Raw genomic sequence first — 13,928 nt, forward strand, 5'->3', positions numbered from 1 at the left:
CACATGTTAATTAGGTCGATCCACCTTTCGTCCAGTGGGAATTAAACAAACGACAATTTATTCGCAACCACGCTTCGGACAAAGTTTTTTACCATACTTCTCATCGACGCAAATTAATGCGACGACCTGGATGTCTACCGGAGCGACACATGAACCTCAAGAAATTTCCCCGTCACGCGCTCACCTTCGGCCCGACGCCGATCCAGCCGCTCGCGCGGCTGTCAAAACATCTTGGCGGCAAGGTCGACCTTTACGCGAAGCGCGAAGACTGCAACAGCGGCCTCGCATTCGGCGGCAATAAAACCCGCAAGCTCGAGTACCTGATCCCCGAAGCAATCGCACAAGGCTGCGACACGCTGGTCTCCATCGGCGGGATTCAGTCGAACCAGACGCGTCAGGTCGCAGCCGTTGCCGCGCACCTCGGCATGAAATGCGTGCTGGTGCAGGAGAACTGGGTGAACTACTCGGACGCGGTGTATGACCGCGTCGGCAATATCCAGATGTCGCGGATCATGGGCGCGGATGTGCGCCTGGTCGCCGATGGTTTCGACATCGGCTTTCGCAAGAGCTGGGAAGACGCGCTGGAAGATGTCCGGAAGGCGGGCGGCAAGCCCTATGCCATTCCCGCCGGTTGTTCGGACCATCCGCTAGGCGGCCTGGGCTTCGTGGGTTTCGCGGAAGAAGTGCGCCAGCAGGAGGCGGAGCTCGGCGTCAAGTTCGACTACATCGTGGTCTGCTCGGTCACGGGCAGCACGCAGGCGGGTATGGTCGTGGGCTTTGCGGCAGATGGACGCGCCGACCGGGTGATTGGTATTGATGCATCGGCCAAGCCTGAAAAGACCCGTGAGCAAATTCACCGGATCGCGCGGAAAACGGCTGAGCAAGTGGAACTGGGACGCGACATCACGTTGAACGACATCGTGCTCGACGAACGTTATGGCGGTCCCGAATACGGTCTGCCGAACGAAGGCACGCTGGAAGCTATTCGCCTTTGCGCGAAGCTGGAAGGTGTGTTGACCGACCCCGTGTATGAAGGCAAGTCAATGCACGGCATGATCGATAAAGTGAAGCGTGGCGAGTTCCCGGAAGGCTCGAAGGTGCTGTATGCGCATCTCGGCGGCGTGCCGGCGTTGAACGCTTACAGCTTCCTGTTTCGCGAAGGTTGAGCGGCTGAACTAGCGTGCGGGACGCACACGCCCGTTGTGCGCCCATCCGAAGTTCGTGACGTGTACGCGGCCAGCGGCTTCGCCCGCAGTCGATCCATACCCAGCCAGGAATCGCCGCTCTTGATGGAATAGACATTGAACCCGAGGTGTTGTGTGAGTGCAGTCAGCAAAGACCGGTGAACCGGTCACGGCTGCAACCACTCCACACTTACGGGTTTCAACATGCTCAATTCGCTCATTTCCCGTCGCCGTCTGATCGCAAGCGGATCGTTAGCGTCGGTGAGTATCGCACTCTCGAAGCTTGCGTTCGGCGCCTCCACGCAAGACACATCGGCCCAATCTCCCGATGCAAAAGCGCCGCTCAGCGTCGTTCCCGCGTACCTGGGTTCATCGCCGCAAACGCTTCCGCCCTTGCCTTACGCTGACAATGCGCTCGAACCGGTGATCTCGGCGCGCACCATCAGCTTTCACTACGGCAAGCATCATCGGGCGTATTTCGATAACCTGCATAAGCTGCTGGCCGGCACGCCGCTCGCGCAGGCATCGCTGGAGCAGGTGATCATGCAATCCCACGATCAACCCGCTCTCGCCGATGTTTTCAACAACGCCGCGCAAGCCTGGAATCACAACTTCTACTGGAATTCGCTAAGCCCGGTCACGACCCAGCCAAGCGAAAAACTCCAGGCGGCAATCGCGCGGAAGTTCGGTTCAACGCAAGCGTTGACGAAGGCATTGGTGAGCACGTCGGCATCGCAGTTCGGCAGCGGCTGGGGCTGGCTGGTGCTCGACCAGGGCGAGCTTGCCGTCGTCAAGACGAGCAACGCTGAAACGCCGTTCACGCGCGGCCTCGTGCCGCTGCTGACGGTGGATGTGTGGGAGCATGCGTATTACCTGGACTATCAGAACCGCCGCCCCGACTACCTGGTCGCGACCGTGTCGGGTCACTTGAACTGGGCGTTCGCGTCGGCCAACCTGGACCGGGTCTGAGGCGGGCGAGGGCATTTTGCCTGCAGCGCGGCCGCGGGCGCACAATCTATCGTCAGTTCGTTCGTGAGCACTTTCTTCAATCCATTCCAGCAGGGATTTCATGTTCACCATTTTCGACCGTGCGGGCGGTGTCCGTTGTGCAACCGCTGTGATCGCAGCCTGCGTGGCAAGTACCGCCGCGTTCGCCGCTTCTCCCATCGACCCCCCACAGGCAGAGCGCGCGCTGGAGACCACAGCGTCCGGCGTGCAGGTCTACTCATGCGAGTACGATGCCCAGCATCGTCTGGGCTGGGTGTTCAAGAACCCGCAGGCAACGCTCTACGACGCAAGCGGCCACGCGGTGATCCGGCACTCGGCCGGGCCTTCGTGGGAGGCGGACGACGGCAGCCGGATCGTGGGTCACGTGATCGCGCAAACGCCAAGCGATTCTCCCGCCAGCGTGCCGCAACTCTTGCTCGAAGCCCGCAGCACCGCGGCAAGCGGCACACTGTCCGCCATTCGCTATGTGCAGCGCGTGAACACGGCAGGCGGCGTGATGCCGACAGCTCTCTGCTCAACCGAACATCAGATTGGCAACTCGCCTTACATCGCCAATTACATTTTCTACAAGTAGCCTGGGCGAGGGTCACGATGACCGCATCCCGTGCGCCGACTTCTTCAGGGGACAAGCATGCATGACTCCAGATTCCTGCCCGGCCTACGCGCGCTTCGAACGGGTTTGCTCATTGCAGTCGTTGGGTCGATGTCGGCCTGCACCGCACTGAGCGTGGTGACACATTCGGTATCAACCGATGAAGCGAGCGTTCCGGCCGGCCGTTATCAACTCGACGCGCATCACTGGAACGTCAGTTTCGATGTCGATCACTTCAAGTATTCGCGCTTTGTCATGCGCTTCGACAAGACGACCGCGCAGTTGAACTGGGATGCGGCCGGCATGGAGCACAGCACGGTGACGGCGGATATAGACGCAACCAGCCTGGACACCAACGTGCCGCTCCTCGACAAGATGGTCAAGGGCAACGATATGCTCGACGTCGAGCGTTTTCCGACCATTCATTTCGTTAGCACGGCATTCAGGCGCACAGCGGACAACAAGGGCGAACTGACCGGTGACCTCACCATTCATGGCACGACGCGGCCGGTCACGCTCGCGGTCACGTTCAACGGGCATGCACGGGATCCACTGACCAAGCTGCAGACGCTCGGTTTTTCCGCCGACGGACATTTCAGCCGCGCGCAGTTCGGATTATCGACGTGGTATCCGGCCGTGGGCGACGACGTACATGTGGCGATCCAGGCGGAGTTTGACGCAGCCACGCCGGAAGCGGCGTCTCAGTGATTGGCGGCGTGAGTGCGGGAAGCACGCGCCGGCTGGGTCAATCGAAGGAACGGCCGGACGGATCCCGCAGCGGAAGTGGCCGGGCTTGTCGTCCGGACATCAGGATGAACCCGACGGACATCAGCGCGCAGACCGCGCCGAGCACGATCGAGGCGGAGTAGCTTTGATAGACGTCGAAAAGCAGTCCAGCGATGCTTCCGCCCGCCACAGCCGCAATGCCGACCGCAATATAGAGCGCGCCGAGGATCGCACCCAGATTCGCTGTTCCGAACCAGCTTGCGGTAACAGACGGATAAAGCGATATGCAACCGCCGTTGGCCATGCCGAAGAGGACGGCGAACAGGGCGAGTGAGACGAACGTATGGGCACCGAGCCAGAAGATATTCAGGATCGCGAGTGCCAGGGTCAGGTAGACGAGGAGCCGGCGCGCTCCCATGCGGTCCCCTATGCTGCCGAGGAAAAGCCGTCCCGCCACGTTGCCCACGCCGATCAACCCGATCAGCAGGTTCGACTCGGTAGGTGATATGCCAAGCTGCCGCGCATACGGATTGATGTGCACGATTGCGAGAAACATACCGACCGAGCCGAGAAAAATTGCCCCGAAGTACCACCAGAAACGCGCGGTCCTCATTGCTTCGGCAAGGCGCACGCCAGACTGTGCCCGAGCGCGCGCCGCGGTGCCCGTACCGGCTTGGCGGTCCCCATCGGGAAGCCGGCCGAGTTCCTGAGGACTGCTCCTCACCAGCATGGCTGCCAGCACTCCGGCTACCGCGATTGCTGCCGCGAAGATGCGCATGGTCGACTCCCAGGAGACGTGCTGCATCAGCAGCCCCGCCGCGGTGGGGCCAACGAAAGTGCCCAGTCCCGTACCTGCCAGCGCGATTCCCGAGGCCTTGCTGCGATTTCTCACGAACCAGCGCTGGACTGCCGTCACAGTCGGAACATAGACGAGACCGACACCCAACCCGACGAGCGAACAAAAAGACCCGATGAACAGTTGCAGCGACCCTGTCGCAAGACTGCTGGCAAAAAAACCGAGTGCCAGCAGTACGACACCCGCGCTCACCACGACCCGGGTCGAGATACGGTCCGCGAGCGAACCGGAAAACACGCCTGTCGTGTAGTAGATGAAAGCCGTCAGCGAGAACACCGACGCCACGGAGAAACGTCCCGCGTCGAAGTTGGCCTGGATGTGGGAGAAAAATGCGCCGAAGGAGTACGCGGCACCGAAGATAAGCGCGAGCAGCAAATGCGCTGCGAACACCACATACCAGCCCGGGAATATTCTGGTTTTCATCGTCAATTCCTTTTGACCGGCAGGTGGCGTTGGACAAGCTCGGCGCCCGCGCGCCGCATGGCCTCGATCAGCCACGGCCGTTCCTCCCGCGATGCACAGCGCAGTCCTGAACATGCTGTGAAAGCATGCATGAAAAAGCGAGTAAAACGACTTTACTTGTCTATACAACAAGAGTCAATATGATTAATGAATGAATAGAAAGAGAGTTGAATGCTTAGCGGTATGGCTTTACCATTATTGGTATAAATACTTACTCTGACAAACTTGTCTATACATTTTGTCCGTCATATAGTCCGTGCCGGAGTGTCGGGGCACGCGTCCCCCGGCCTCCCGCATCGCACGAAACAAGCGTGCGGTTAAGTGTTCTGAACTGGCGGCACGCATATGAAGCGGCGCCGCGATCAAGAGGAATCGATATGTCTGTCCCCACCCGTGACGCCCCTGAACGCGCTCTCGCCGAACGCCGCACGATCGACTACATTCCGGACGCCGAGCGCCACGGCAGTCTCGTCAGCCAGTTCACGCTGTGGCTGGCCGCGAATCTTCAGATCACCGCGATCGTGACGGGTGCGCTTGCCGTGGTGCTCGGTGGAGACGTGTTCTGGTCGCTGGTGGGTTTGGTGATCGGGCAGGTATTCGGCGCAGCGGTGATGGCGCTTCACGGCGCTCAAGGGCCGCAGCTTGGACTGCCGCAAATGATTTCGAGCCGCGTGCAGTTCGGCGTGTACGGCGCAATGATTCCCATCGCGCTCGTGTGCCTGATGTATGTGGGCTTCTCGGCCAGCGGCTCGGTGCTGGCGGGTCAGGCCGTCGCACAGTTATTTCATGTGGACGACGCGGTCGGCATTGTGTTGTTTACCGCAGTGATCATTGCGTTCACGGTGTTCGGGTATCGCGTGATTCATGCGATCGGCCGGATCGCCAGCGTCGTCGGCGTTGTTGCGTTCATCTATATGTTCACGCGCTTGCTCATGGGTCACGACATGAGCTTGCTGCTGGCGAATCGTCACTTCACGGTGAGCAGTTTCCTGCTTGCGATGTCGTTGTCCGCTTCCTGGCAAATCGCGTTCGGTCCCTATGTGGCCGACTACTCCCGCTACCTCCCGCGCTCGACATCCCCAGGCAAGACGTTCTGGGCGATCTTCGCGGGCTCGGCTATTGGCGCGCAGGCATCCATGACCTTTGGGGTGTTCGCGGCGGCACTGGCGGGCAAGCAGTTCTCGGGGCACGAGGTGTCGTTTGTCGTTGGGCTGGGTGCAAGCGGCGGGGTCGCGGCGTTGCTCTATTTCGTCATTGCCTTCGGCAAGGTCACCATCACGACGCTTAACGCCTACGGCAGCGTGATGTCGATCGCGACGGTGGTCAGCGGTTTGCGTGGCGACAACAAGCTGTCGGGGCGCGGCCGTTTGCTTTACATCCTCGGCATGATCGGCGTGGCGATGGCGCTTGCGCTGGCGGGACGCCATGCGTTCCTGCATGAGTTCTCGTCGTTCATCCTGTTCCTGCTCGCCTTCTTCACGCCGTGGAGCGCGATCAATCTGGTCGACTACTACTTCATCACCCGCGATCGCTATGACGTGCCGGCCCTGTACGACCCGGATGGCCGCTATGGGCGCTGGAACATGACGGGGATCGGCATCTACGTGTTCGGTGTGCTCGTGCAGATGCCGTTCATTTCCACCGCGTTTTATACGGGTCCGCTCGTTGACCGGCTCGACGGCACGGACATCTCGTGGATCGTTGGCCTCATCGTTCCGGCGGTGCTCTATTTCCTTGTAGCACGTCGCGGGGCGCGCCATGTGCCGGCGCATCTGATCCTGCCCGCTGATGCAGGTCGTATCGATACACCGATGGACGCGCAAGCCGTGTCGAGGTAACCAGGAGGGCGCCCGATCTACCAGCCGTAAAAGCGGTCCCATACGGCCACTTCCCCATCGTCCGAGCGTGCGTGATAAGCGGGAAATTGCGCACCCGTCGCGCACGCATGATTCGGCAGGATCAAGAGGCGTGTTCCGACCGGCAGATGCCTGGCGATATCTCTGTCGGGATGATCGACGTTCGCGAGAATGCCGTGCTCCTGGTTCGCGCCCATGAGCACATAGCCGTCGAGCGGCGCACCGTCCAGGGTGCAGGGTTGCCCGTAACCGTAGTCGTGCGTCTGCTTCGAGGTGCCCCGGTCGCGGCTCATCGCCATCCAGCCGGCGTCGAGGATAGCCCAGCCTTTGTCGGCCTGATGACCGATAACCGTCGTCAATACGCTCAGCGCAAGATCGCCGGTCGTGCAGACTCCAACGTTGCACATGACCAGATCGAAGAACACATACACGCCGGCCCGTACCTCCGTTACGCCTTCGAGATGTTGCGCGGCCAACGCCGTTGGCGTGGACCCGATGCTCACGACATCGCACGGCAGGCCCGCGTCGCGCAAACGCTCGGCCGCATGCACGCAACCCGCGCGTTCCTGTTCGGCCAGCGTGGCGAGTGCGTCGGGCGTATTGAGGTCGTAGCTCGAACCGGCATGGGTCATCACGCCACCCAGACGCGCGCCGTGGTGCGTGCCATCGCCATGCAGCGCCCGCCCGATATCGATCAGGCGAGCTTCATCGGGCTGGACGCCGGAACGATGACCGTCGGTATCTATTTCTATCCACACCTCGAAGGTTTCGCGATGATCGTGGCCGAACTCCGCGACGGCAAGCGCTGCCTCCAGGTTATCCACGATCAGTTTGAGATCGCATCCCGCGCGCCGCAGCGCCAGCGCCCGGGGCAGTTTCGATGCAACCATCCCCACCGCGTACAGGATGTCACTGAAGCCTGCCACGAAAAACTGCTCGGCTTCCTTGAGCGTGGACACCGTGATGCCGCGAGCACCCGCATCGCGCTGAGCCTGCGCAACCTGCACGCACTTCGACGTCTTCACATGCGGCCGGAACGCAACGCCGAGCGTGTCCATCCGGCTCTGCATGCGTGCGATGTTGCGTTGCATGCGCGTCCGGTCGATCAACGCGGCGGGGGTTTCGATCTGATCCAGGATCATGACGTGGACGTTCCCTTCGATGAGTTGAACCCGCGCAGCCAAGGCAGCAGCGCGTCGAGCGTGGGTGATTCGATCTCGGGCGCTTGTGCGCCTTCCACGAGCGCCAGGCCCACGCGGTTATGCCAGTATGTGCGCAAGCCAGTCTTGGCCGTGCCGAACATGTCGTAGCTTGAACCGGCCACGAACGCGGCTTCATTCGCGTTGACCTTCAGGCGGTCGAGCGCCATCTGATACGGCCGCGGGTCGGGTTTGTAGAAGCCCGCGCTTTCGGCGGTCACGATCACGTCCCAATCGACATCGAACAGGCCGGCGGCCTGCTCGCCGAGACGCTTCGAGCAGTTGGTCACGATCGCCAGCCGGCAGTGCGGTGCGAGCTTGCGCAGCACTTCCTTCGTGCCGCTCCACGGCGCGAGTTGCAGCCATTGCGCTTCCAGCGTGCGTGCGGCCGATTCACGCAAGCCGACCTGCACCGCGGCCTGGCGCACCAGTTCTTCGTAGGGAACGTAGGCGCCGCAGCCGTAGGTCAGCGCCAGGTATTCCGCGCGCCAGGCGCGGCCGGTGGCTTCGCTGCCGGCCGCCCGGTTCCACAGGCTCCATGAATCGAGCAATGCGGTGAGCAGGTCGAACAGCACTGCCTTGGGATAAGTTTCAGTAGTTTGATTGAGCATGATGGACGTGACTTTACTGACGAAACCCTAAGCTGTGTTTAAATCCAGTCAGATCTATCCTTAAGCAAAATTGAACGATGGAACTTGCTGACCTGCGGCTCGTCACCATGCTTGCGCGTTCGGAATCACTGAGCGCGGCGGCGCGCGTCCTGAACGTGACGCCGTCGGCGCTCTCCATGCGGCTCAAGAAGCTCGAGAAAACGCTGGGCGTGACGCTTGCCACGCGTGATGCCCGGCATATGTCGTTGACCGCGGACGGGGCAAGGCTGGCGCGCGAAGCGCAGGGCTTGCTCAGCGCTATCGAGGCACTTCCCGACACCTTCCGCGAACAGACCGCGCAACTCGCCGGACACATTCGGATTGCCGCGCCGTTCGGTTTTGGACGCGTGCATATTGCGCCGTTGCTCGCGCGGTTCGCCCGCGCGAACCCGGGGATTCGCCTGCAACTCGACCTGCTGGAAACGCCCTGGCCGCACAGCCATGCCGCCGATGTCGTGATCCAGATCGGCACGGTGCGCGACTCCTCCTGGAGCGCGCGGCCGTTGCTGGCGAACGAGCGCTGGTTGTGCGCGAGCCCGGGTTATATCGCGGCACGCGGTTACCCGGGCGAACCCCGCGAGATACTGGAACACGACTGCATCTGTATCCGCGAAAACGATGAAGACGTGACGCTCTGGCGCGTGCGTCGGCGCAGGTCGGAGGCGGGCAGGAAACTGTCGTCGCCAACCACGCTGCGCGTTACGCCGGCGTTCACCACGAACGACGGCAGTGTCGCGCGCCGTTGGGCGGAAGAAGGCCTCGGCCTCGTGCTGCGCTCGCAATGGGACGTGGCCGATGCAGTCGCGGCGGGCAAGCTGGTGAGGTTGCTGAGTGACTGGGATTTCGGCAGCGCGCCGGTGATTGCTCTCGTGCCCACGCGCAAGGGGCGTTCGCTGCGGATCCAGGCGTTGCTGAGTTATCTCGTGGAGAATCTTGGCGCGGAGGCTGCGGGAGAGAAGACGAAAGGGCGCTGACGCAGCCGCTTGACGTTCGCGTCATGGCGGACTTTATAATCGAAGGGAATAGAGATCAATCATCGCGTGCCGGGTCGGTGGTCACGCTTCAGGGAGTGAGCGCATGAAGTATTCGAACCTCGTCGAGCGCCTGCAAGGCAAGCGCACGGCTGCATGGGAAATTCATCATGCCGCGCAGCAGGCTTTGCAGAAAGGCGAGGACGTCATTGTCCTGAGCGTCGGCGATCCGGACTTTGCTACCCCCGAGGTAATTGTCGATCGCGCCGTGGCGGCGCTGCGCGGCGGCGACACGCATTACGCGGAAGTGATTGGACGCGAGCCGTTGCGGGCCGCTATCGCGCGGGATCATTCGCGTCAGACCGGCACGAGCGCGGATGCGAGCAATGTGATCGTGGTCGCGGGCGCGCAGAACGGGGTCTTCGCTACGTCCTTGTGCCTGTGCGAAGCCGGCGACGAGGTCATCGTGCCCGAGCCGATGTACCTGACCTACGAGGCCAGCGTCCGGGCATCGGGCGCGACGCTGGTGCCTGTGGCCGTTGATCCGCGGAGAGCATTTCATCTGGACTGCGCGGCGCTCGAGGCAGCCATTACCCCGCGCACGAAGGCAATCTTCTTCGCCACGCCATGCAATCCGACCGGCGTGGTGATGCCGCGTGAAGACCTTGAGCGCATTGCTGGATTGGCTCGCAAGCACGATCTCTGGATCGTCGCCGACGAGGTCTATGCGGACCTGACCTTTGAGCGCGAGCACGTGAGCATTGCTTCGCTGGAAGGCATGGCCGAGCGCACCGTGACTATCGGCAGCCTGTCCAAGTCGCATGCCATGCCCGGTTGGCGCGTGGGCTGGGTGATAGGACCGAAGACGCTGATCGAGCATCTGGGGCGGCTTGCGCTGTGCATGCTCTACGGCTTGCCGGGTTTCATCCAGGAAGCGGCGGTGACCGCACTCGAGAACCGGACGCAGATTGTGGCGGACATGCGCGAGATCTACCGGCGGCGGCGCGACGTCGTGTTCAATCGTCTTCGGGACGTGCCGGGCTTGCATTGTCTGTTGCCCGAGGCAGGCATGTTCATGATGGTCGATGTGACCGGTACGGGGCTGGATGCCTACAATTTCAGTTGGCAGTTGTTCCGTGCACAAGGTGTTTCAGTACTCGATGCAAGCGCGTTCGGCGAGACGGCGAGCGGTTATGTGAGGCTGGGTTTTGTGGTCGATGAAGCACGGCTTGCGCAGGCTTGCGATCGCATTGCCGCGTTCGTTGGGAGTTTGGTGGGGAAGGCGAAGGGTTGAACCAGGGGCGGGCGGTGCTGGTGCTGCATGAATGATGCCGCGTCGTGCCGTTTTATGCCGACCCGTCGTCCGGCTCTTCCGGGTCATCAATCGAAATCTTCGTCTCGAACTTCGAGCAGTTCATCGCGAAGTTGCTCTTGAAGTTGCGCACGTTGTTGTTCGACGAAAACAACCGGCGCGTGAACGCGTGATAACGCTCCATGGACGCCGAGTTCACGATCAGCAGGAAGTCGAACTCGCCCGACACTTCGTAGCAAGCCATCACATCGCCTTCCGCCATCATGCGACGCTCGAACGCGCGCAATAGCGCGTCGTTCTGCTTGTCCAACTCCACCGATACAAATACGGTCAGCGGCCGTCCGACCCGCATGCGGTCGACAATAGCGACCTCTTTCAGCAACACGCCGTCCGTCCGCAACTGCGCGATCCGGCGCTGACAGGTCGCAGCCGACGCATTGACCTCGGTGGCGAGCACGCGTAGCGGCGTAGCCGCATTTTCCTGCAGCAGGTTGAGGATTCGAACGTCCAGCCGGTCAAGTGCCATGGGGTGTCCTGGGGTGAACGCAGCGGTCGTGAAGTTTAAAGGCCGTAAATAGAATCAATTTATCGAAGATTGCATCTTAAGTGAGATTTTTTCTCATCCACAGGTTCTTATACTGGAGCACGACAGGAATCGGGCGGACATGGGGGAAACACAATGGACACGAGCAACGAGGCGTTGGACTTCGACAGGCAACTGACGCAGTGGCGGCACCGGCTTCATCGCGCGCCTGAGACGGGTTTCGAGGAACACGAAACGAGCACGTTCGCAGCGGGCGTGCTTGAAGGTTTCGGGCTTGAGGTGACGCGGGGTATCGGCGGGACGGGTTTTGTCGCGAGCCTGTCTTGCGGCGATGGTCGCGGTGTGATTGGTCTGCGTGCGGAGATGGATGCGCTCAACATTCATGAGCAAGCACCGGAGCGCAGCTACGCGTCCGTGCGCGCCGGCAAGTCCCACGCTTGTGGGCATGACGGCCACATGAGCATGGTGCTGGGAGCCGCGAAGCTTCTTTGCGAGCGGCGCGATTTCAGCGGGACCGTGCGGTTTATCTTCCAGCCCGCCGAGGAACACGGCAAGGGCGCAAAGGCGATGATCGCCGACAAACTATTCGAGCGTTTCCCCGTAGATGAAATCTACGGCGTTCACAACATTCCCGGTCAATGCGCCGGAACCATTGCGACGCGGGCCGGCGGCATCATGGCCAGTGAAGACAATTTCGTTATCCGTATCAATGGTCAAGGTGGGCACGCGGCGCGACCGCATATGACCATCGATCCCATTGTGATTGCAGCGGAGGTTGTGCTCGCTTTGCAGACGGTTGTATCGAGGAGTGTCGATCCCGGTGTGTCTGCTGTGATTTCCTGCACCGAGCTGTTCACCGATGGCATTCGCAATGCGATTCCCGGACAGGTGATCATCAAGGGCGATACACGCAGCTATACGCCTGACGTGCAGCGGTTACTCGAGACCCGGATGCGCAAAATCAGCGAGGGTATTTGCACGGCGCACGGCGCTGAATGTTCATTCGAATACACGCACGAGTTTGTTCCTACGGTGAACACGCCGGAATGCGTTCCGACAGCGATCGCGGCTGCAACCGCAATTGTGGGCGCCGCGAACGTGGACGGCAACGTGGCCCCGATGATGATTTCAGAAGACTTACGCGCGTTCCTTCAGGTGGTGCCCGGCAACTTTGCGTTCATCGGCAATGGTGCTGAGGGCGAGCCGGGTGCGACCCCGCTTCACAATGCCCGCTACGATTTCAACGACACAGTCTTGCCCATTGGCGCGCGCTATCTTGCCGAGATCGTGCGCACGAAACTACCGGTTGTCCCTAGCCATAACCCGAATCCGAGGAAAATTTAATGCTGCAACATAACGCGGGCGCGCGCCGGAGCCGCTACGACGAATCGCTTCGCGACATCCTGAACATTCAAGCCGCAGATGAAAGCCGAGCGTGGTTATCGACGTGGGATGGGCTGAATGCCGGTCCTACGCCGTTGTGGGACTTGCCGGATCTTGCGGCACGGCTGGGCGTTGGATCGATCAGCATGAAGGACGAAGGCCATCGTTCCCCGCTTGGCAGTTTCAAGGCGCTGGGTGCGCCGATAGCGCTGATCCGTTTGATTCGACGCCTTTGGCCCGACGAGAACTTTGTCCCGGCCAAGTTGACGGGCGGCCACTACAAGACGCGGCTGGAGGATTTCACGGTCATCAGCGCGACCGATGGCAATCACGGCCGTGCGTTGGCCGCGACTACGCGCAGCATTGGATGCCGCTGCGTGATCGTGCTGCATCGACACGTGAACGATGAACGGCGACTCGCGATAGAACAGTTGGGCGCGCAGATTGTGCAGATCGACGGCAACTACGACGAGTCCGTGAAGGAAGCCGCGCGTCTCGCCGATGAGCACGGCTGGCATGTCGTTTCCGACACCTCATATGAGGGTTACGAAACCATCCCGCGCGATGTGATGCAGGGATACGGGACGATTGCCGCTGAAGCAATCGAGCAATGCAATGAAGGTTCTTACACGCACGTGTTCATTCAGGGTGGCGTGGGTGGACTGGCGGCTGGTGTCGTCAGTTACTTCGCCGAGCGTTTTGGCGAGCGGCGGCCGTTCTGCGTGATTGTCGAACCGGAGCAGGCGGATTGCCTGTTTCAAAGCGCACTCAAAGGACAGGCGGCGTTGGCAACGGGCTCTGTCGACTCGATCATGGCTGGGCTTGCGTGCGGGGAAGCGTCGCCGCTGGCCTGGCGCTTCCTGCATGTTCTCGCCGATGTCTTCATGACCATTCCCGACGATGCCGCCGTCGATGCCATGCGGATCCTGGCCGTTGGCGCTGAGCGCGATGTGCCTCTTGTGGCTGGGGAGTCGGGCGCGGCAGGACTCGCGGGGCTTGTTCAGGCGAGCAGCAGCGTGGAGGATCGCTCTGCGCTCGGGCTTGACGAGCGCTCGAACGTGCTGCTGCTGAACACCGAAGGCGCGACCGCGCCGGCTTTGTACCGGCAGCTAACGGGACTGCGCGCCGACGATGTGTTGGCAGCGCAGAGAGGCTGGCTTGCGCGGCAAAAGGAGGGTGCATAGC

The 13,928-nt window shown here is 61.3% G+C and carries 13 protein-coding genes; 9 read left to right on the plus strand and 4 right to left on the minus strand.

Annotation, left to right across the window (positions count from 1 at the left end):
- Window positions 1-149 precede the first annotated feature (149 nt).
- From AWB69_RS16330 to AWB69_RS16345, 4 genes are all read left to right on the plus strand, one after another.
- Window positions 150-1,166, plus strand: a complete 1,017-nt coding sequence (locus AWB69_RS16330) for a 1-aminocyclopropane-1-carboxylate deaminase (protein ID WP_062086476.1) — start codon at window positions 150-152, stop codon at window positions 1,164-1,166.
- Between the two features lie 381 nt (window positions 1,167-1,547).
- On the plus strand, window positions 1,548-2,153 hold the full coding sequence (locus AWB69_RS16335) for a superoxide dismutase (RefSeq protein ID WP_231937134.1): 606 nt from the start codon (window positions 1,548-1,550) through the stop codon (window positions 2,151-2,153).
- Window positions 2,154-2,253: 100 nt separating this feature from the next.
- Entirely contained in the window at window positions 2,254-2,766 is a 513-nt protein-coding gene (locus AWB69_RS16340; RefSeq protein ID WP_062086480.1) for a DUF3455 domain-containing protein, read from the plus strand.
- A gap of 57 nt (window positions 2,767-2,823) precedes the next feature.
- Window positions 2,824-3,492: a YceI family protein gene (locus AWB69_RS16345; RefSeq protein WP_062086482.1), complete on the plus strand. Its 669-nt coding sequence runs from the start codon at window positions 2,824-2,826 to the stop codon at window positions 3,490-3,492.
- 37 nt (window positions 3,493-3,529) lie between these two features.
- Here the strand turns inward: AWB69_RS16345 and AWB69_RS16350 are convergent, their stop codons facing one another.
- Entirely contained in the window at window positions 3,530-4,789 is a 1,260-nt protein-coding gene (locus tag AWB69_RS16350; RefSeq protein ID WP_062086484.1) for an MFS transporter, read from the minus strand.
- Between the two features lie 416 nt (window positions 4,790-5,205).
- Between AWB69_RS16350 and AWB69_RS16355 the strand changes: the two genes are divergently transcribed.
- The gene (locus AWB69_RS16355) at window positions 5,206-6,666 is read left to right on the plus strand and encodes a purine-cytosine permease family protein (RefSeq protein WP_062086486.1); all 1,461 of its coding nucleotides are present in this window, start codon (window positions 5,206-5,208) and stop codon (window positions 6,664-6,666) included.
- A gap of 17 nt (window positions 6,667-6,683) precedes the next feature.
- Here the strand turns inward: AWB69_RS16355 and AWB69_RS16360 are convergent, their stop codons facing one another.
- Entirely contained in the window at window positions 6,684-7,826 is a 1,143-nt protein-coding gene (locus AWB69_RS16360; protein WP_062086488.1) for a DSD1 family PLP-dependent enzyme, read from the minus strand.
- The gene (locus AWB69_RS16365) at window positions 7,823-8,494 is read right to left on the minus strand and encodes an HAD-IA family hydrolase (protein WP_062086489.1); all 672 of its coding nucleotides are present in this window, start codon (window positions 8,492-8,494) and stop codon (window positions 7,823-7,825) included. The genes AWB69_RS16360 and AWB69_RS16365 overlap by 4 nt, the downstream gene beginning before the upstream one ends.
- A 77-nt stretch (window positions 8,495-8,571) precedes the next feature.
- On the opposite strand from AWB69_RS16365, the gene AWB69_RS16370 reads away from it, so the two are divergent.
- Both AWB69_RS16370 and AWB69_RS16375 read left to right on the plus strand, forming a co-directional pair.
- Entirely contained in the window at window positions 8,572-9,507 is a 936-nt protein-coding gene (locus AWB69_RS16370; RefSeq protein WP_062086491.1) for a LysR family transcriptional regulator, read from the plus strand.
- Between the two features lie 103 nt (window positions 9,508-9,610).
- Window positions 9,611-10,798 carry a pyridoxal phosphate-dependent aminotransferase gene (locus tag AWB69_RS16375; RefSeq protein ID WP_062086493.1) on the plus strand — a complete coding sequence of 396 codons (1,188 nt, stop codon included), beginning with the start codon at window positions 9,611-9,613 and terminating at the stop codon, window positions 10,796-10,798.
- A gap of 52 nt (window positions 10,799-10,850) precedes the next feature.
- Here the strand turns inward: AWB69_RS16375 and AWB69_RS16380 are convergent, their stop codons facing one another.
- Window positions 10,851-11,342, minus strand: a complete 492-nt coding sequence (locus AWB69_RS16380) for an Lrp/AsnC family transcriptional regulator (RefSeq protein WP_062086495.1) — start codon at window positions 11,340-11,342, stop codon at window positions 10,851-10,853.
- A 153-nt stretch (window positions 11,343-11,495) separates the two neighbouring features.
- Here AWB69_RS16380 and AWB69_RS16385 point away from each other — a divergent pair, with 153 nt between their 5' ends.
- Both AWB69_RS16385 and AWB69_RS16390 read left to right on the plus strand, forming a co-directional pair.
- Window positions 11,496-12,704 carry a M20 aminoacylase family protein gene (locus AWB69_RS16385; protein ID WP_062086497.1) on the plus strand — a complete coding sequence of 403 codons (1,209 nt, stop codon included), beginning with the start codon at window positions 11,496-11,498 and terminating at the stop codon, window positions 12,702-12,704.
- A complete protein-coding gene (locus tag AWB69_RS16390; RefSeq protein WP_062086499.1) occupies window positions 12,704-13,927 on the plus strand; it encodes a diaminopropionate ammonia-lyase in 1,224 nt (407 codons plus the stop codon). The genes AWB69_RS16385 and AWB69_RS16390 overlap by 1 nt, the downstream gene beginning before the upstream one ends.
- The last annotated feature ends 1 nt before the right edge of the window (window position 13,928 follow it).

This window comes from Caballeronia udeis, assembly GCF_001544555.2.
Classification (GTDB): Bacteria; Pseudomonadota; Gammaproteobacteria; order Burkholderiales; family Burkholderiaceae; genus Caballeronia; species Caballeronia udeis.

What these genes read in the sequence shown, in the direction of transcription:
- AWB69_RS16330 (WP_062086476.1), top strand. Translation starts at nt 150, where the DNA reads ATGAACCTCAAGAAATTTCCCCGTCACGCGCTCACCTTCGGCCCGACG.
- AWB69_RS16390 (WP_062086499.1), top strand. Translation starts at nt 12,704, where the DNA reads ATGCTGCAACATAACGCGGGCGCGCGCCGGAGCCGCTACGACGAATCG.
- AWB69_RS16350 (WP_062086484.1), bottom strand. Translation starts at nt 4,789, where the DNA reads ATGAAAACCAGAATATTCCCGGGCTGGTATGTGGTGTTCGCAGCGCAT.
- AWB69_RS16340 (WP_062086480.1), top strand. Translation starts at nt 2,254, where the DNA reads ATGTTCACCATTTTCGACCGTGCGGGCGGTGTCCGTTGTGCAACCGCT.
- AWB69_RS16345 (WP_062086482.1), top strand. Translation starts at nt 2,824, where the DNA reads ATGCATGACTCCAGATTCCTGCCCGGCCTACGCGCGCTTCGAACGGGT.
- AWB69_RS16355 (WP_062086486.1), top strand. Translation starts at nt 5,206, where the DNA reads ATGTCTGTCCCCACCCGTGACGCCCCTGAACGCGCTCTCGCCGAACGC.
- AWB69_RS16360 (WP_062086488.1), bottom strand. Translation starts at nt 7,826, where the DNA reads ATGATCCTGGATCAGATCGAAACCCCCGCCGCGTTGATCGACCGGACG.
- AWB69_RS16380 (WP_062086495.1), bottom strand. Translation starts at nt 11,342, where the DNA reads ATGGCACTTGACCGGCTGGACGTTCGAATCCTCAACCTGCTGCAGGAA.
- AWB69_RS16385 (WP_062086497.1), top strand. Translation starts at nt 11,496, where the DNA reads ATGGACACGAGCAACGAGGCGTTGGACTTCGACAGGCAACTGACGCAG.
- AWB69_RS16370 (WP_062086491.1), top strand. Translation starts at nt 8,572, where the DNA reads ATGGAACTTGCTGACCTGCGGCTCGTCACCATGCTTGCGCGTTCGGAA.
- AWB69_RS16375 (WP_062086493.1), top strand. Translation starts at nt 9,611, where the DNA reads ATGAAGTATTCGAACCTCGTCGAGCGCCTGCAAGGCAAGCGCACGGCT.
- AWB69_RS16365 (WP_062086489.1), bottom strand. Translation starts at nt 8,494, where the DNA reads ATGCTCAATCAAACTACTGAAACTTATCCCAAGGCAGTGCTGTTCGAC.